Source organism: Rhizobium sp. BT03, from assembly GCF_030053155.1.
Lineage (GTDB): Bacteria > Pseudomonadota > Alphaproteobacteria > Rhizobiales > Rhizobiaceae > Rhizobium.
This window is the reverse complement of sequence record NZ_CP125643.1, coordinates 357194-374668: the sequence shown is the minus strand read 5'-3', so window position 1 is coordinate 374668 and position 17475 is coordinate 357194. Positions and strand designations below refer to the sequence as shown.

Annotated in this window: 14 protein-coding genes and 2 pseudogenes; 3 read left to right on the top strand and 13 right to left on the bottom strand. The window is 55.6% G+C overall.

Annotated features, from left to right (window positions below; translation table 11 throughout):
- Nucleotides 1–208: 208 nt before the first annotated feature.
- Nucleotides 209–850, bottom strand: a complete 642-nt coding sequence (locus tag QMO80_RS29185; RefSeq protein WP_010031458.1) for an SDR family oxidoreductase — start codon at nt 848–850, stop codon at nt 209–211.
- Nucleotides 851–2154: 1304 nt separating this feature from the next.
- Between QMO80_RS29185 and QMO80_RS29180 the strand changes: the two genes are divergently transcribed.
- Nucleotides 2155–3189 carry an AraC family transcriptional regulator gene (locus QMO80_RS29180; RefSeq protein ID WP_008534360.1) on the top strand — a complete coding sequence of 345 codons (1035 nt, stop codon included), beginning with the start codon at nt 2155–2157 and terminating at the stop codon, nt 3187–3189.
- A 70-nt stretch (nt 3190–3259) separates the two neighbouring features.
- Here QMO80_RS29180 and QMO80_RS29175 read toward each other — a convergent pair whose 3' ends face one another.
- Both QMO80_RS29175 and QMO80_RS29170 read right to left on the bottom strand, forming a co-directional pair.
- Nucleotides 3260–3445 (bottom strand): hypothetical protein, encoded by a 186-nt coding sequence (locus tag QMO80_RS29175; protein ID WP_004673279.1) that lies wholly within the window; start codon nt 3443–3445, stop codon nt 3260–3262.
- A gap of 521 nt (nt 3446–3966) precedes the next feature.
- Nucleotides 3967–5976 (bottom strand): methyl-accepting chemotaxis protein, encoded by a 2010-nt coding sequence (locus QMO80_RS29170; RefSeq protein ID WP_012489469.1) that lies wholly within the window; start codon nt 5974–5976, stop codon nt 3967–3969.
- A 398-nt stretch (nt 5977–6374) separates the two neighbouring features.
- Here QMO80_RS29170 and QMO80_RS29165 point away from each other — a divergent pair.
- Both QMO80_RS29165 and QMO80_RS33095 read left to right on the top strand, forming a co-directional pair.
- A pseudogene (locus tag QMO80_RS29165) lies at nt 6375–6825 on the top strand (helix-turn-helix domain-containing protein); the annotation flags it as partial.
- A 545-nt stretch (nt 6826–7370) separates the two neighbouring features.
- Nucleotides 7371–7840: pseudogene (locus tag QMO80_RS33095) on the top strand (reverse transcriptase domain-containing protein); the annotation flags it as partial.
- A gap of 68 nt (nt 7841–7908) precedes the next feature.
- On the opposite strand, the gene QMO80_RS29155 reads toward QMO80_RS33095, so the two are convergent.
- The 10 genes from QMO80_RS29155 to QMO80_RS29110 all read right to left on the bottom strand — a co-directional run bounded on the left by QMO80_RS29155 (nt 7909) and on the right by QMO80_RS29110 (nt 17473).
- Nucleotides 7909–8094, bottom strand: coding sequence for a hypothetical protein (locus QMO80_RS29155; protein ID WP_004668636.1), 186 nt, complete (start codon nt 8092–8094; stop codon nt 7909–7911).
- A gap of 284 nt (nt 8095–8378) precedes the next feature.
- Nucleotides 8379–9866, bottom strand: coding sequence for an NAD-dependent succinate-semialdehyde dehydrogenase (locus tag QMO80_RS29150; RefSeq protein WP_008534338.1), 1488 nt, complete (start codon nt 9864–9866; stop codon nt 8379–8381).
- Between the two features lie 23 nt (nt 9867–9889).
- Nucleotides 9890–10909, bottom strand: a complete 1020-nt coding sequence (locus tag QMO80_RS29145; RefSeq protein ID WP_004668632.1) for an ABC transporter permease — start codon at nt 10907–10909, stop codon at nt 9890–9892.
- An 11-nt stretch (nt 10910–10920) separates the two neighbouring features.
- Nucleotides 10921–11895, bottom strand: a complete 975-nt coding sequence (locus tag QMO80_RS29140) for an ABC transporter permease (protein ID WP_008534336.1) — start codon at nt 11893–11895, stop codon at nt 10921–10923.
- Nucleotides 11892–13445: a sugar ABC transporter ATP-binding protein gene (locus tag QMO80_RS29135; protein WP_064811971.1), complete on the bottom strand. Its 1554-nt coding sequence runs from the start codon at nt 13443–13445 to the stop codon at nt 11892–11894. Before QMO80_RS29135 ends, QMO80_RS29140 begins: the two co-directional genes overlap by 4 nt.
- A 91-nt stretch (nt 13446–13536) precedes the next feature.
- Entirely contained in the window at nt 13537–14703 is a 1167-nt protein-coding gene (locus QMO80_RS29130; protein WP_008534334.1) for an ABC transporter substrate-binding protein, read from the bottom strand.
- A 25-nt stretch (nt 14704–14728) separates the two neighbouring features.
- Nucleotides 14729–15625 carry an alpha/beta fold hydrolase gene (locus QMO80_RS29125; RefSeq protein ID WP_004668623.1) on the bottom strand — a complete coding sequence of 299 codons (897 nt, stop codon included), beginning with the start codon at nt 15623–15625 and terminating at the stop codon, nt 14729–14731.
- Complete coding sequence (locus QMO80_RS29120) at nt 15622–16005, bottom strand: hypothetical protein (RefSeq protein ID WP_004668622.1); 384 nt, start codon at nt 16003–16005, stop codon at nt 15622–15624. The genes QMO80_RS29125 and QMO80_RS29120 overlap by 4 nt, the downstream gene beginning before the upstream one ends.
- A gap of 77 nt (nt 16006–16082) precedes the next feature.
- Nucleotides 16083–16511, bottom strand: a complete 429-nt coding sequence (locus tag QMO80_RS29115) for a carboxymuconolactone decarboxylase family protein (protein WP_004668619.1) — start codon at nt 16509–16511, stop codon at nt 16083–16085.
- A gap of 77 nt (nt 16512–16588) precedes the next feature.
- On the bottom strand, nt 16589–17473 hold the full coding sequence (locus QMO80_RS29110; RefSeq protein ID WP_004668614.1) for an NAD(P)-dependent oxidoreductase: 885 nt from the start codon (nt 17471–17473) through the stop codon (nt 16589–16591).
- Nucleotides 17474–17475: the final 2 nt, after the last annotated feature.

Genomic DNA, 17475 nt, shown 5'->3' with positions numbered 1-17475 from the left:
TACCTCCAAAGGGCTCAAACGGTGCTGGGGCCTCGCTTTTGGAATAGTAATGTTTGAGCCTGAACGAACATGGATAAGAGTTTCACTAAAACAATCGAAACTTTTTTACGTGTTGTTAGGATTTGACCTCTTACCCATTGCGTCTTTCGAGAAACTTAACGGAAGGTTAATACCTGCAGATTTGCCGGATCAGAACGTGGGAGTGGATCTATCTGCACCGAGGATCGATCTCCAGCACGTTCCCTGTCAGCTTTCCGGACAGTTCCGAATTCGCCAGGAATTGCACGGCGTGGATCACTGTTCGAAGCACGTCATTTTCGCTTGAAGACGTAGAGTTCACATCGCTGGCGTGTACAGCATTTATCCTCAGCCCGGAACCGAAATATTGCCTAGCAATTGCGGAGGTAGTAGTGCGCAACGCCGCTTGAAGGACGGCTTCTGCTTCCAGCGAGGTCGTCTCTTCGAACCATGCGACGTCCACTACGGCAAGCTCCGCGCCCTGAAGTCGAGAGCTAAAGGCACCTGTAACTCTGATTAGATTGGATACGGCATCAAGCCCCAGATTCGCGCTGGATAGCGATCCCGTTACAGTTTGGGTTGTTTCATTTCTGCGGAAAACTATGTTCACCAGAACGTCGACCCGTCTCCAGCGCAAATACACCTGGTCAGCCATTGAGTTGACGTAAACGTCTCTGTTCGGGTTGACTTTGACCGGTAAAAAATTGTTTCCCTGGCCTTCAGCCAGGGAGGCGAAGTCGGCGGGATTGGCGTCGCCTACGGCGACCCGATAGCCTTTTTCTATAAATGAGCGCGCCAAACAAAGACCAACAGGATTTGACGCGCCTATCAAGACACAGACTTTTTCCCCAGGAGAAATGTTGGCGTCACTGTCACGTTCAACCAGTACCTCGGTCGATGGAGTATGACACGCCTTGTGAGTCAGAGACGCTTGTATCACGCGCCGGTCGCCGCTTCCGGCAGATTAAGAAGGTCGACAATTTGTGCATTTTTGGCCAAGTTTAGCACTTATAACTCCCGGTCCGTCGCTGCGTCTCCCGCGAACAAGCAATGCGCGGGCGATATAGTAAAATTTTTGTCCGACAATCTGTCAATTCCTTTTTTGCGATTTTCGGCGGACACATGTCGAGACCGGCGTCATTTTGAGGCCTCATGCACGCAATGCCGTAAGCATCGGTATTCCGACACCCGGTTGAGTTTGATGTGGTCTTTCCTGTTAGTCTTCTCTCGCCGCCACGTTCCGATTTGATCGCGCTTTTCGCGTTCGCGCGGCACAGACAACAGCACGCCTATGGCAGCACAAGCTGTTTGACCATCATCAGGTTTCGTCCTTAAGCTCTTCTTTTGCCCAATCAGACGCCCGGAGTCCGTACCCGCTAAGAAGAGCGCAAAGTCAACTCAATGCGACGAGGCGCGGCTTACGCATTGATATTTGCCGCGACCGCCTCGCTTAGTAGGCCAAAAGAACTCGTCGACGTCTTTGCGTCTCCGAGTGTTGAGCCTGGAGCGTGCCTCTCTTATACGTCATAACCGAAGTATGCTGATGCGCAGGTTAAGAGGACCAGCGTGTGGCGAAATCGTGGGGCCATCCTACAGCACAATCATTTTTCTCCGTGTCGACTCAACGGCCTCCAAGGTCGGTTGGCGTAGGTTCTCTCCCACTCATAGCACTCCCACCCTTCCCGTGACGGGCTGCGATCGAAAGCAGCCCGTCACCCCTCGCCTTGGGAGGCATCTTTAGATTGATTTGCCGTGCGGGAACTCCACTAGAACCGTGGCAGATTTCCCTGATGCTGCCTTGCCTTTGATCAGGAATAGCATTAACGTATATCAGACAATCTGTCAATCTGTTCGAGGCTTGTGGAAGCCAGTCATCGCATCATTAGAGGCTTCCCAACTGCAGCGCTGAAAAACTAGGAGGCCATCTCGAGCGGGAGAACGTGGATGTCGGTGCTGGTGATGATCCGCCATGACGAAAGCCTAGGGAATGAGAGATTCAACCGGCCTCCACAAAGGTCCGAATCGGTCATGTACGCGATCAAAATCGCTCGCACGCCATCCGGTCTCGAGCTTTGAAGGTTTGGAAAACTAGTCCCGGCATGTGCGAGTTGGTGTTCATAGATAGGTTTATATTGGATGACCGAAAGTTTGTTCAGCAAGCCCGATGAAGGGACCTTAGTGAAAGACAACTTTATCGAGGGCTCCGATCCCGAACGTCTTTTGCCTTTGATATCATCGCCCCTGGCGTCCTCTGACCTTGCTCAACACGACAGTAGATCGCTTAACTCTCGCTGCAGTCGAATTTCCCTTGATGGTTTTGGCGTTGCGGATGCCCATCATGAAGGGGCGTTCTCGGTCATGATAGATTCCCCAGTTGACGTCGTAACGGTCTTCCTGCCGGCGTCCGGGAATGCAGTCTTTCATTGGTCTGGGCAACAGGTAGAGTCGCCGCATGTTGCAAATGCTCCGCTGAATGCCCGACAAGATGGCATAAGATCTCAACTGTCATTGACGATCGATACGCAATCCTTGCGTGACAAGCTTTCTCGCATGCTCGATCGGACGATCAGCGGAAATCTGCAAATTCAGCCGACCCTTGATCTTGCATCGAGCGCGGGAACGCTCATGCGAGAACTAGCCCTGTCTGCCCATCGCGGCCTCAGTGCCGGGGGGGCTCTGCGACAATGCCCGTCGGCCTATAGCTCGCTCCTCGACGCGATAGAGTACCTTTTGATCGAAAGCTGTATGCATCGCTATACCGATGAACTTCGTCGTCCGTCTCCGTCTCCCACGCCTCGCCACGTGAAACGGGCAATGGAGTTTATGGAAGAGCATATGGCTCAACCCATTTCCCTTAACGATATCGCCGCTGCGGCCAAGGTCAGCGTGCGGACTTTGCAGCACGGCTTCCGACAATTTCGTAATACCAGCCCCACAATGCACCTCCGAGACTTGCGTATGTGCGCAGCTCGACAGGAACTGCTGCAAAACGGCGCTAAAATCAGCGTTTCGGAAATAGCGCTTAAGTGGGGCTTCACACACCTCGGCCGTTTTGCTGCAGAGTACAAGAGACGTTACGGCGAACTGCCATCTAAAACAGTGCATATGAGCGATGTTCTGCCGCATAGGCGATCTATGTGTGCTTCGCAGGCCTCTCCGCCCGAAAGCTGACCCGGAAATAGCCCTTCGCGATGGCGCTGTGGTTCGCAGCGCTCCACCGGGCTATACCATCGCTGCGCCCTTAATTTTTCGGTCTGTCGCCACAGACGGTCAGCAGCCGAGCGTACAGTGCTTCAAGGTGATTGGTGATTTGGATCATTTGCAGCCGCTCTTGCTCCAGGCGCTGCGACTGTGCATCTTCGTGGCTTTCTAAGTGGGTATCTGTCTTAGCCTGTTGCCCGAAATTGATTGCGATAACTTTGGACATCTTCGAACTCTCGTTGAATTTCGTTAATACTCCGCGTCTTGAAGGAAGACAGTCGCGGAAGGTGAAAAAGCAAAAGTCTGCTAGGCAGCTGCGATGCGTCCTGATTGGTGCCAAACCTTTGCTCAAAACTAAGGAAGCATTCCATCCCTTGTTCAAGCGGAGTGATTCCGTAGCTGAAGGTTGGGTCGAAGTCGCGCCTAAGTCCGAACCGGTTGGATCCGATCGCCGTTGATCGATAGAATGCCAGAGACCTGATCGACGACCGGGCCGATGATACCATCTGCTACCTCAACGACGACAATGGCGCTGTGGCTAGACCGATGGGATTGGTTATCTCGGCAGCAAGCTCTATCACCGGAATGACAGAACCGGCAGATCCCTGAACCGAGAACATGCGTTAGGGGCAGCGGCGTCGCCTCTGCTAACCCCCGGATTTCCGGGATCAACGTCGTCTTCATGCAGAACTGCTGGCTGCCAGATGGAAACCGATAATATCCTGCGGTGAATTATGACATGATTCATTAAAACTCTTCCCATTCCTTAGTCGCGACAGCGGCTGTAGTACGTCCGCCGAAGGCGCCGGCAAGCTTCTGGGAGAGGGCACGCGCTGGCGAGGCGGCCGGCTTACCGTTCTGGTGGGCAACACGCCGTACAACAGTCGAACCGTCGAGCCTGAAGCGCGCAATAAGCCGCGCCAGATTGGAAGCCTCATCCGCCAACCGGTTGGTGGCCGCCGTCGATTCTTCCACCATCGCCGCATTCTGCTGGGTCGTCTGATCCATCTGGTTGACCGCAGTGCTGACTTCCGCCAGCCCGGTCGATTGCTCTCGTGCCGCCGTCGAGATCGTATGAACGTGCTCGTTCACCTTGATCACGTGGCCTCGGATTAGACCAAGGGCATCGCCTGTGGCCGTTACCAGCCTGACCCCAGTTTTGACCTCGTCGCCGGACCGGTTGATCAGCGCCTTGATATCCTTGGCGGCAGTGGCGGAGCGCTGTGCCAGTTCACGCACCTCCTGAGCCACAACGGCGAAACCCTTTCCAGCGTCACCCGCACGCGCCGCCTCGACGCCGGCGTTAAGGGCCAAAAGATTGGTCTGGAAGGCGATCTCGTCAATGACGTTAATGATCTGGCCGATTTCATCCGAGGCCTGCTCGATGCGGCCCATGGCGGCGACCGCGTCTTTGACAACCGCGCTCGACTGCTCGGTGCTTCTGCGTGCCTCATCGACCATATGGCTGGCTTCCGTGGCTCTTTCTGTCGAGCTTTTTACCGCCACCGTGATTTCCTCAAGCGCCGAAGAGGTCTCCTCCAGGGCCGCGGCTTGCTGTTCCGTGCGCTTTGAAAGGTCGCCTGAGGCGATGCGCATCTCGCCGGCTCCGCCGTTGATCGTGTCGACGGCGGAGCGAACCTCGCCTAATACGGATCGAAGGGCTGCCATGGTGGCGTTGACATTACTCTTCAGTTCACCAAAGGCTCCCTGAAACTCGCCGCACATGTTTTCCGTCAGATCCCCATCGGCAAGCGCTGAGATAACTCGGCGAGTTTCGGCGATGCCCCGGTCAACAGAGGTGACCAGCTCGTTGACGCTTCCTGCAAAACGGTCGAGAGCCGCATCGCCGTATTTCTTGGTGATGCGATGGGTGAAGTCACCGGCTACGGCGGCTGACACCACCTCGGCAATGCTCGACTGCAAGTCGGCGCTCTTGGCCTGCAACGCGGCCTCCTGCGCGTTCAGATCGCGGGCCTTGATGCTGTTTTGCTTGAATACCTCAACGGCTCTCGACATCTTGCCGATTTCGTCGGCGCGCATTGCGAAAGGAACCTCAGTGTCGAGATTACCATCTGCCAGTACGCCCATCGTGGTAGTCAACCGCGAGATCGGATCGGTAATCTTCCGGATGCAGTAAAGCAGGGCTATAATGCCCGTCGTAGTTGCCAGCGCCATGGCAAGAATGGTGACCAAAACCGTCGATGAAACGGCGCCCATCGTGTTTCCGACGGCCGCGACTCCACCACGCTTGTTAACTGCGACATCCTGGTCAAGGAGCGCTCCGCTATCATTATACAGTTTCGTCGTGGCGTCACTCGTTAGAAGAGCAAATGCTTCATCCTTCTTGCCTGCCTGCATTAGTTTAACAATCCGCTCGCCATCCTCCTGATATTGCGTCCACAAAGCGGAGAACGCGTCATAGGCCTGACGCTCCTCGCCGGATGTCACCATCGGCTCATATTCACCACGGGCATTCGCGAGATCCTCCATCTTCTGGCGGAAGGTGGTGATATTATGCGCAAGGCTCGTCGAATCTGATGAGTTTGTCACCAGCCTGAACTGCAGGATGCGGTAGTCCCCGGTGATCGTATTGATCCGATTTATCACATCGATCGATGGCAGCCAGTTGCTGGCAACTTCGGATATATTGCTCCTAATGGACAGCAGCTTGACGATACTCACGATGCCCTGGCCCGCCGCGAGAAGAGAGAGCAGAACAAATATCAAAGATAAAGCGAGTCTAATGGACTTGGGCATAAAGGCAAACCTTTTAGGTGAGGTGGACGATCGACTTGTCTACTCAAATCTTCCAATTGCCGTTTCATTCATTCGAACGGCAGATCAATCTTGTGGGTCTGTGACATAGCTGAGAATACCTATTGGTTGCGTTGGTTAATGAAGCCTTTCCTGCCCGTCTCGAATGCAAAAAGACGACGTTTTAAGGATAGTCAGGCGTCCAATGGATCGTCCGCGCTTACAAGGAGGATGCAGCCGGCAAAATTTTATTTGGCGCCGTTCGAAGAGCATCATCGTTTTCAGCAACCGAGTTTCGCCCCGCCACGAGCGACCTAGAGCAAGTCCTGCGATCGATGAATCGATTGTGATGTGACGGCGTCCATCGAAGCTGATTCAACTCCACAGAGAAGAGGTGGATGATGGGACAGGCCCTGAGCGATGATCTTCGAATACGGGTTTTGAAAGCGTCTGCGGCGGGCATGTCGGCTCGACAGGCTGCGGCTCGTTTCGGAGTTGGGATTTCGACGGCGATCCGCTGGATTGCAAGAGCGAAAGAGGGTGAGCTGACTGCTCGGCCACAGGGCTGGAGACGACCTTCGGCAGTGGATGCACACGAGGAATTCGTTGTCGCGTTGATCAACGAGCGTAGGGATGTGACGCTCGATGAGATGGTTGAGCGCTTGTCCGTCGAGCGGCAGGTGAAGATCAGCCGCAGCGCACTTGGCGCTTGGCTTCGAAGCCGTGGGTGGACCTTTAAAAAAGACCGCACACGCACTGGAGCAGGACCGACCGGACGTCCTGAAGCGCCGGCGCGCCTGGTTCGATGGTCAATTGGACCTCGATCCGGAGAAACTGATCTTCATCGACGAAAGTGTGCTGCAGAGGCACGGAAGGAGTTCAGTGTGAGCTAACCCCGTAACGTGAAGCTGCGTGAATGATGGAGGATGGCCCTCCGGGATCGGCTTTCAGGAGCGGGTCTCAAACCAGTCCGAGCTGCTGCGGTAAAGAGCCGTGGTGGTGAGCGCCGGATGAAAAGTTCGGACGAGATCCGAGCAGGTGCGTGTCCGAAGACGAACGAAAGTGAACCCTCCGAAGACGCGCCGTTATGAATATAAGCGTCGTCGAAACCAGGACTGTTTCGTCATCCTGGGACAAGTCCGCCGGGTGCCTGATGATTGGGCGGGCGGCGACCGGCGTAGAGGGGGCGTGAGTTGGACACAGGCTTTCACCCGGAACTGCAGGAACCAGGCTCCTGATGCCAAGGGAGAAGCCCAAGCGGAGAAACCGTAAGGCGAGAGTACCGATGCAGGAGACTGGGGCGGACCGATCCGTATGAGCGTTGAGGGCCCTGTAATGGGGCCGGAGCAAAGGGATCGGATCAGGTGGTCGTATTGTTTGGAACAACTGGAAACAGGATGACTTCGATAGGTACGACAGACAAGCCGTTTCGGATTGAGAAGCGGCAAGTGTACGAAGCTTACAAAGCGGTCAAAGCCAACCGTGGTGCAGCCGGGTGGACGGTGAGACCCTGGAGATGTTTGACAAAGACCTTGCGAGAAATCTCTACAAGATCTGGAACCGGCGGTCAGTGATCGGATCGCGCAGATGGTGGTCAAGCAGATGATTGATCCGGAATCCGACATCAAAGCTGTTCGACAATCTTCCGCATGATCTCTTGCTGAAGACGGTCAGAAAAGACGTTAAATGCAACTGGGCTCTGCTCTACATCGAAAGATGGTTGACCGCGCCTATGGAAAAGAACGGAGAAGTCATTGAGCGGATGCGTGGTACCCCGCAAGGGGGCGTGGTCAGCCCGATCCTATCGAATCTCTTCCTGCATTACGCGTTTGACGTCTGGATGACCCGGACGCATCCGGATCTACCATAAAGGCCTGGCGCCGGCGAAGATCGGCGGCTACGTCAAACCGACACTGAGGGTGCGGCCGCCGACAACTACACCTTGACGCGTCGCTGGTTGACGCGAATGGCTTTCGCTTGACCCTCCACGCTGGCACGTGCAGCATCGTCGGCCTGATCGATTTCAGGACGAACGCGTGCATCGATCGGGTGGTGATCATGCTCCTGCTCAGGACTCCGATACGTTGAAACGACAACGCCACGGTGCAACAGCTCGTTCATGTCGTGTTACCTCTTCGAAGGCTACAAGCTATCTGGGAAAGACTTACCTTGTAGGGCATTGGCGGAAGGATCGACAATCGAAAAGACAGGCAGAAATCTCGTCTGCAAGGCCGGCCCCAGAAGGGGTCGGAAGGGAAGATCCGTAGGACAGCTCCCGCGAAACCTCTAGAAAAGTCCAGCCTTTTGAGACCTCGCAACCGGCGGAGAGGATGTTGCTGTCCTGCCTCTATTCAACAGACCTCTCCCCCTTTAAGTTCAGTCGGCGAGCGACCCTTGGGCGATCGCTATGCGCCGATCCCGCCCATGCAGACGTATTTCATGGATAAGAAGTCATCCATTCCGTACTTTGAGCCCTCTCGGCCGAAGCCGGATTGCTTGACGCCGCCGAATGGCGCTAATTCGGTGGAAATCAGACCCGTGTTCACGCCAACCATGCCGTATTCCAGCGCCTCTGTGACCTTCCAAACGTTCCTGAGGTCGTTGGCGAAAAAGTAGGCTGCCAAGCCGAATTCCGTATCGTTCGCGAGTTCGATGACTTCCTCGACAGTATCGAACTTGAACACCGGAGCCAGAGGCGCGAAGGTTTCCTCACGCGCAACCTTCATATCCTTTGTGGCACCCGAGAGAAGCGTTGGTTGGACGAACGTGCCTCCGCGAGCATCGCGGTCACCACCAACCACGACAGTCGCACCCTTGGTCACAGCGTCATCGATATGACCATAGAGCTTTGCTACCGCTTCATCGTTGATCAACGGGCCGATCGTCGCCCCGCTCTCAAACCCGTCAAGAACCTGCAAGGCACTCACGCGCATTGCCAGCTTCTCGACGAACCTGTCATGGATCCCGCTCTGTACGTAAATACGATTCGCGCACACGCAGGTTTGACCCGCGTTACGAAACTTAGAAAGCATAGCCCCCTCGACCGCCTGGTCGAGATCTGCATCGTCGAAAACGATAAACGGCGCATTGCCGCCGAGTTCCAGGCTCAGCTTCATGATCTTCTGGGCGCCTTGCGCCATCAAGATACGGCCAACTTCGGTCGAACCGGTGAAGGTCAGTTTCTTGACGACCGGGTTGGAGCAGACCTCCTCGCCAAACATTCTTGCATTATCCGTCGGGAGGACGCTGAACAAGCCATCGGGTATTCCGGCACGCTCCGCGAGGATCGCCAATGCAAGCGCCGATAACGGAGTCTCGGCAGCAGGCTTGAATACGATCGCGCAGCCGGACGCGAGCGCCGGCGCGATCTTGCGGCACACCATCGCCGACGGAAAGTTCCAAGGAGCGATGGCGGCCACAACGCCAACCGGCTGCTTGATGACAAGCAGTCGCTTGTCGGCCTGGTGACCTGGAATGGTGTCACCATAGACACGCTTGGCTTCCTCACCGAACCATTCGATGTAGGAAGCGCCGTAAGCAATCTCGCCACGCGCTTCCGCCAGTGGCTTGCCCATTTCCGATGTCAGAATTACGGCCAGGTCTTCAGCGTTAGCTACCACCTCTTCGTAGAACTTCCGCATGATCAGCGAGCGTTCCTTCGCCGAAACCTTAGCCCACTTCTTCTGTGCAGCCTTTGCAGCATCGATAGAGGCTCGCACTTCAGCAAGGCCAGCGCTAGGCAAAGAGGCAAGGACGTCCATCGTGGAGGGGTTTAGCACGTTGATGCGTGTGCCGTTTACCCCTTCGCTCGACCACTTTCCTCCAACCAGCATCTGCTCGCGAACGAGAGTCTGGTCCTTTAAACGGCCTAGCAGGGTGCTGGAGATTGCCATGGATCTTCCTTTCTATGCATTGATCATATCTGATTTCGAATGTGTGGTGACCGTGCGTATATCGCGACCATCGGAACGATGAGCAGACCGACGACAGCCTGCTGCGCCGGAAAGTTCAGTCCGAGGCCAACTAGAAGCGAGGTCAGTACAGTCAGGACAAGAACACCGAGCACTGTCGCGCCATAGCCGCCCGCCCCACCAAGAAGCGACGTCCCTCCAATCACCACCGCTGCTACGGTGGTGAAAAGATAAGGGTCGCCCACGCCGACGAAGCCACCACCGGAAAACCCTAGTAGCAGCATGCCCGTGATTGCAGACATGGCACCGCTGACGCTATGGATGACGGTCCAGACCTTGAATTCGGAGATTCCGAGGCGGGCGGCCGCCGTCCGGCTTCCGCCGACGGCGTAAATGCTGCGGCCAAACCAGGTGTTGTACATGAACCATCCAAGCGCGATGGCGACGATAGCCCAGATCACGATGACCGGAGGCAGCGACAGGCCGAAAAACTTTCCGTTGAACGCCGAAATGTTCCTCAGCCATTCGGGTACCGGAGCAAACACTGTACCACCAAACGCCGAGCCGAGTGAGGTGTAGATCTGGACCGCACCGACGGCCGCGAAGCCAACTCCGAGCGACATGATCAGCGCTTGCCCTTGGAGACGGAAGCTCAGGGCGCCATTGGCGGCCCCGACAAGCGCACCGAGGAGCATGACAACCAGCATCGCGAGGGGAGCGGGAATACCTGCGACCATAAGGCTGGGAAGGAGGATGTTCGCGCCTCCAATAATATATGGTATCGAAAGATCGAGCGCACCGACCAGAGCGCACAGGGTCTGGCCAATGGAGGCAAGCCCCAGAAACGCTGCGAGAAGAAGGATTGAACGCGCGTTTTGGGATGATACGAAGCCGGGGACCAGCAATGCACCGAGTGCTAAGAGAGAGGCCAGAAGAACAAAGCCAATGACGATGCTCCGATGAGCCTTGAGCGGGTTAGACTTCTGAGCCGATTTGATTTCGGAATTCATAACTGTCGCGACCATTATCTTGCTCCTTACACAACCGCGCGGCGACTGATGACAAAGACGTTCACGAGAAGTGATCCGACGAGGATTAAGCCGAATGCCATCTGGGTAACGAACCCCGAAACCGTGCCGAAGTTGAAGGTGGAGAGGAGATAGGAGATGAGGAACATGTTGATCGCGCCAAGCGTAGATCCAAGTGCTCCACCACGACCACCGGAGAGGCTCGCACCTCCGAGAACCAGGGCCGTAACAGCCTGAAGGGTGTAGGTGCTGCCCTGCGTCGGATCACCAGAGGAGATCAGCGCCGTGTAGCTGAGGGCGGCAAGTCCAGCGAATGCTCCACCAACAACGTGGGCGATGATGCGGACTGCGTCCACTCGAACGCCGCTCGTATACGCCATGCGCTCATCCGCACCCGTCATGCGAAGGTTGCGGTAAAACATAGTCCCCCTGAGAAGGAGCCATAATGCATACGCTGCAACCAGCAACAGCAAAACAGGTGACATGATGTCGGTCCCCGCCCCCCAGCTAAGCATCCAGTCGGGCGCGACTCCACCCGGTCGGGACATCACCATCAGGTTCAACCCGGAGAGGACAAGAAAACCCGACAGCGTAACGATTATCGGAGCGACACGCACATAAATGATAACCAGCGCCTGGAGTAGCTGGAATGCCGCTCCCAGGCCGACTGCCCATACTATCACTGCGATAGGGTTGGTAATTCCGTTACCCACAAGCCAGGTAATAAGGGTAACGTTGATGAACCCCATCAAGGGGCCAACTGAAAGGTCCACTGCTCCACGACCCGCCATGACAATGGGGGTGAGGGCAAGCGCCGTTAGAATCAAGGGCGTGGCGACAAGGATTGCACCTGCGAGGCCGTTGTTCGTGAATAGCCCGTGTCCGCGTAGGGCAACGGCGACCAAAAGGACAATGAATAGGCCGGCCGGCACGAAGAGGGAACGGTCCTGGGTGATTTGACGGAATGCGATTCCAGACATCATGCAGTCCTTTCCAGATCGAACTCGATGGAGGCGTTTGGCGATTTTCCAAACATTGCGGCCAAGATTGGCTCTTCCGCTATGTCCTCGCCTGCTAGCGACCGGAAAAGCCTTCCAGCAAAGAAGACGTCGACGCGGTCCGCAAAGCCGATGAACTCTTCGATTTCGCTTGATAGATAAATCACGCTGCCACCCTTCTCCGTGAACAGGCGCAGTTCGCGGTAGAGATCGCGCTTCGTTCCGAGGTCGACACCGCGAGCGGGATCGTTAAGGACGATGACGGACGGTTCGTTTGCAAAGGCACGGCCGATCAAAACTTTTTGCTGATTTCCGCCCGACAGTGAGGTGATCTTGTTCGCCGGACTTCCAATCTTAATCCGGAGCCGATCCACCTCGCGTTTGAACATGGGTTTGAGGCCGGCCTTATTGATTATACCAAGAGGACCGAGGTTCTTGCGATAGACGCCGATGGCAAGATTTTCGAAGATGCTCTGCTGAGGGAAGATACCTTCACGCTTGCGGTCGCCGGAAATATACGAGATTCCTGCTTTGGTAGCGTCTTCGAGCGATGCGACCTTTTTCATTCTCTCGGTGCTGGATGACCAGACTTGGACATTACCACCAAAAGGCTGGATGATACCCGCAACGGCGCGTACGAAAGCGTCCTGCCCGTGCCCGTCGAGTCCTGCAACACCGATGATCGCTCCTTTCGGTAGATCGAAATCGAAGGGCGCTGCCGCGCTGTGAGTAACGAGGTCTCTTACCGCTACCACGGCCGGCGCGGCGGCGCCTACTTGCTTTGATTCGTACGCCTTCGCGTCGCTTGCGTTTCGGTCCGCGGGCGTCATCATTGAAAGCAGGTTCTCTTCAGTTATTTCATGCTTCTCGAGCGTACCAATGGTGACGCCGTCGCGAAGGATCGTGGCTCGATCGGCGATGCGGACAAGTTCAGCGATCCGATGCGTTACGATCAGCACGGTCGCACCTTCCCTACGGAGACGATCAATTTCCTCGTGGAGGCGGATCGTGGAATCGAGGTCTAATGCCGCAGACGATTCATCGAGGATGAGGACCTTCGGCCTGCGCAAGACCGCTCGCGCAATAACTATCCATTGCTTGACGCTCAGAGGCAATGCCCCAACGTTCTGATCGAGATCCACGGGCTTGCCGACGAGGCGTTTCAGGATCTCCTCAGCCTCGGTACGCCGACCACTGCCGCCCTGCGAGCGGAAGATGCCGTCGCGCCCGACATACAGGTTTTCCAATACACTGGCCTCGTCGGCCACCAGCACTTCCTGGAAGATCGTTGTCAGCCCGATGCGCTTGGCGTCAGTCGGAGTCGAAATCTCTTCTCCAAGGACCGAAACGCTCCCGGAATCTGGGTGCAACACTCCAGACATGATCTTCGCCATCGTGCTTTTGCCACTTCCATTCTCTCCGACGATGGCGTGCACTTCTCCGGCCCGGGCTTCAAAATCACACTTCTTTAAGGCCTTAGTCTCGCCGAAAGACTTGGCAACATTGATCAACTTGATCGTAGTTTGGTTTTGCATCGGAGATCCTCTAATCCCAACGGCCGCGCGAGGCGGTCCTCCCACAAGAGAAACTTCTGTCCGGTGGCAAGACCCACCGGGCAGAACAGTTTCACTTCGACACAGGCTTCCAGGGATCAGCCGGGCGTTCGAAGTAGTCTGCAGCAATCGCAGCAGGAAACCACCCGTCCGCCTTGGGCTCCACGAAGTCTGTCGAGTTCAAGTCGCAATCTTCTGGTATTGCCGCGCGGACTTCATCGATGGTGTAAGGCAAGACGGGTCGAAGGAAGGACTGAACCTTAGGGCCTTGTCCCTCCAATGTGCGGAGCATGATCTCCCACATCTGTTGCATCTCGCGACGCGGCGGCCAAATATGGAAACTCCTGTCCACAAACTCGGGGTTCTTGCGCCAGTAGCACGCGGCGGAAGCTTCCCCCCCGAGAGTAATCGGGATCATGTCTCGACCTGACTGCAGCATTGCGTTGAGAACGCCGTTCTCTTGGGCCCCCTGCGTGAGGATCCCATCAATCTTCGTCGGGTTCGTCGCAAGAAACTTCTGAACTTCGACCTGGGCCACCTGGTCGGTCCACTTCCCTGCAACTTCACCGACGATCTTTATGTCGGGGTACTTAGCAAGTGCTTCCTTAGCCGCTTTGTCAAAGCTGTCCGAAGAAGCGAAACCGGGAATACCAGAAACGAGAAGGATATTGCCCTTCTTTCCTATTTTTTCCGCCAGCCACGTCGCCATCTCGGCACCGCCCTGCGCGTGATTGGCCGCGCCATTGATGGCGTATGGCGACGTCACGTAGCCCGAAAATGAGAACACCGGCACACCGGCTTTGTAGGCATATTCGATCGTCTGATTAAGAGCCGTGACGTTCGAGCAGCAGATGATGATTGCATCGACGCCTTCGTCCACCATTTGACGCATCTGCTGGATCTGAACGGCGTCTTTAAGATCCGACTGGGTGACCACGACATCAGACACCAGGCCCGCAGCCTTTGATCGCGGTAAAAGATCGCTCATGACCGCATCGAGAGCTGCGGCTCGCCAGGTGTTGCCAGCGTAGCTGCTTGCATAGCCGATCTTCCACGGAGGACCCTTTTTGGGCTTGAAGTCTTTGTAGGCGCTCGCCCCCAATGGAATCTGCGGATCTACAGTTTCATAGATCTTCTTTTCTGTAGCCGGTAGCTGATCGACACCATCCGCGTAAGCGGTTGTCGCCAGGGCGCTAACCGAGATCAGCGCCCCAAGTGTGACATTCAGAATGCACCTCATTGAAGTTCTCCTCCCGAGAAAAGGATCAGGCAACCTTAGACCGGGCTGCTGATGACTGTTGGATCTCCTCAAGAATCGGCAACAGATACTTCCGGAACTCGCTATAGTCCTCAGTAACGGGAAAATGTCCGAGCTTTTCCATTGTCCAAAACTTGGAGCCTTTGACCAGGTCTGCAGCAATCTTGGTATCGGCCGGGGACGTGTTTGGATCGTATTCGCCCGTGAGGAAGTATAGCATACATTTCGACGTATCGATTTTGCTGGCTTCTTCTGGCGACACATCGTGGTCGTAGTAGTAGTAATAAAGATCACCCGCGAAGATTCCCGGTCCACCGCAGCTGTATTCCCACTGGATTTCACGGACATTCGCTTCTGGCGAGTACGGTGAGATATTCAGCATCATCGCCGCACCGATGGAGGTGCGATTGACGTTTGGATTGTCGAACTCCCTGCGGATGCCAGCCATACCGACGTCGACGTACTCCGCCGCCGAGCGCAACGCACCTTCGACCGAGATCGTGGCGCGGAAGTTGTCCGGATAGTTCGATGCCAGGTCGATCGCGAGATGGCCGCCCATGGAGCTGCCCAAATAAACGGGGCGGTCTAGGTCGAGCGCTTTTGAGAGTTCGAGCTGGAAGTCCATCATGAACTTCTTGGTCATGTTGTATTCCTTCTCCCACCAGCGAACGCCGTAGGGGGGAAGGGACTTGCCGTGATACGGCAGATCGAACGCGATGACGCGAAAATTTTTCGTCACGTCGGAATCGCAAAGCATATGACGGTATTGGCGACCGTCGGACCCTGCCGTATGACCGACGAGAAGCGGAATCCCCTGGCCCGCTTCTTCGTAATAGACGCGGTACTCGATACCTTCTACGGTGAGATAGAGATAACGGCCGATAATGGGGTCAAACTTGGTCATGCTGCTGCTCCTTCAGAACGGGCATTGCGCATCAGGGTGGTCATGCGGTTGAGAGCAGGCAGATACGCGAAGGTTTCGTTGTTACTGCTAAGGTAGAGGCCATGCTTGATGTTTGATGACTGCAAGCACTGATAAAACGGCAAGGGTTTGTGCTGAAGCAGCGCCTCCCACTGTGAACCGGTCCCGCGTATGACGATAGTGCACTTGTCGTCGTCGTATTCGGCCTCTTCCACCTTTAGCAACGTACCGTCCTCGAAATGAAGCGCTACACTGCGGGTAGGGAAATCGCATTTTAATATACCGTTAAGATAACGAGTTTCGCGCTTGAACTCGAAATCCTCCCGCACGAATTCTATGAATTTCTTGAGATCTATCGCCATTTTAGGCTCCTCCCTTGTTGATAAGCGCTGAGAACTCCGCGCATGTTGTACATGCCCCCTCACGGGACAGCACATTCTCAAATGCCCATTTCGGTGAATACTTCCTGGGCATGCCTGAAACTGTCGATGCCTGCTGGCACACCAACGTAGATAGCCACCTGAAGGAAGATCTCCTGGATCTCCTGTTTCGTAACACCGTTGTTGATGGCGCCGCGGATGTGGCCTCTGAGCTCGTGCGGTCGGTTTAAAACCGCTATCATTCCAAGGTTGAGGATCGATCGAGCGCGACGGTCGAGGCCAGGTCGGTTCCAGATATTGTCCCAACAATACTCGGTGACGAGTTCCTGCATCGGCCAGGTGAAGTCGGTCGCCTTTCCGAGGGCCGCATCAACGTAAGCGTCCCCCATCACCTGCCGACGAGTAGCAAGTCCGCGCTTGAACTGCTCCGATGGAGCTGTTCGCTCGCCGGCCTTAGACCCCTTATCTTTCCTGTCCAAAGTGGCCATTGGGTTTCGCTCCCTTCATCATATTTGACAGATTATCAGACAATTTTCAACTGTCAGTTTGGCGTAGTTTTTCGCGGTCAGGCCTGATCTTTCACGAACTGCGCAATTTTCGTATGGTCGACATCGGGGCCTAAAGCATGCCGAGCAGCATCCCAGGCATCAGCGGTACCGGCCAATGTCGGCAGCTGGAGATTGAGCGCCTTCGACAAGTCCGCTGCAATCCTAATGTCTTTCGCCATAAGCCCCAAAGCAAAACCAGAGCCAAAAGTCTCCGAGAGGATGAACTGCTTCATCTTCACTTCTGTTGCGTTGTTCTTGCCAGACGACGAGTTGAGAATATCGACGATCGTTCTAGGATCGAGACCAAACGTTCGGCCAAGAAGAACGCCTTCGATAGCTGCCAGAACCCCGGCTCCCGATACGAAATTGTTGATGGCTTTCATGGCGTGCCCTGAGCCGATCGGGCCTGTCCTAAAAATCTGGCCGCCCATGGCGCACAGGATGGGATCAGCTTGATCGATATCGTCAGAAGCACCGCCTGCCATGATAGTAAGAGAGCCTTCGACGGCTCGCTTCACTCCGCCTGACACGGGAGCATCGACCAGCCGCAAGCCCTTCTGATGCAAGCGCTCTGCGAGCTCACGAGTATCATTGGGCGCCGATGAGCTCATGTCGATGACAAGCGCGTCAGCACTCAGGGATTGCCAGGCCCCATCCTTGAAGAGCGCGTCTTGAACAACCTTGCCGTTGGGAAGCATGGTAACCGCAACATCGGCCCCATTGAATGCTTCCGCTACCGTCTCTGCCGGAACGCCGCCGACGGCCGCGAACCTTTCCCTAGCCTCGGCCGATAGATCAAAGCCAGTGACTTCGAATTGAGCCGACAACAGATGTTGTGCCATCGGCCCGCCCATTGCGCCGAGACCAATAAAGGCGACGCGCAGATTTTTTCGTGGTGACAACG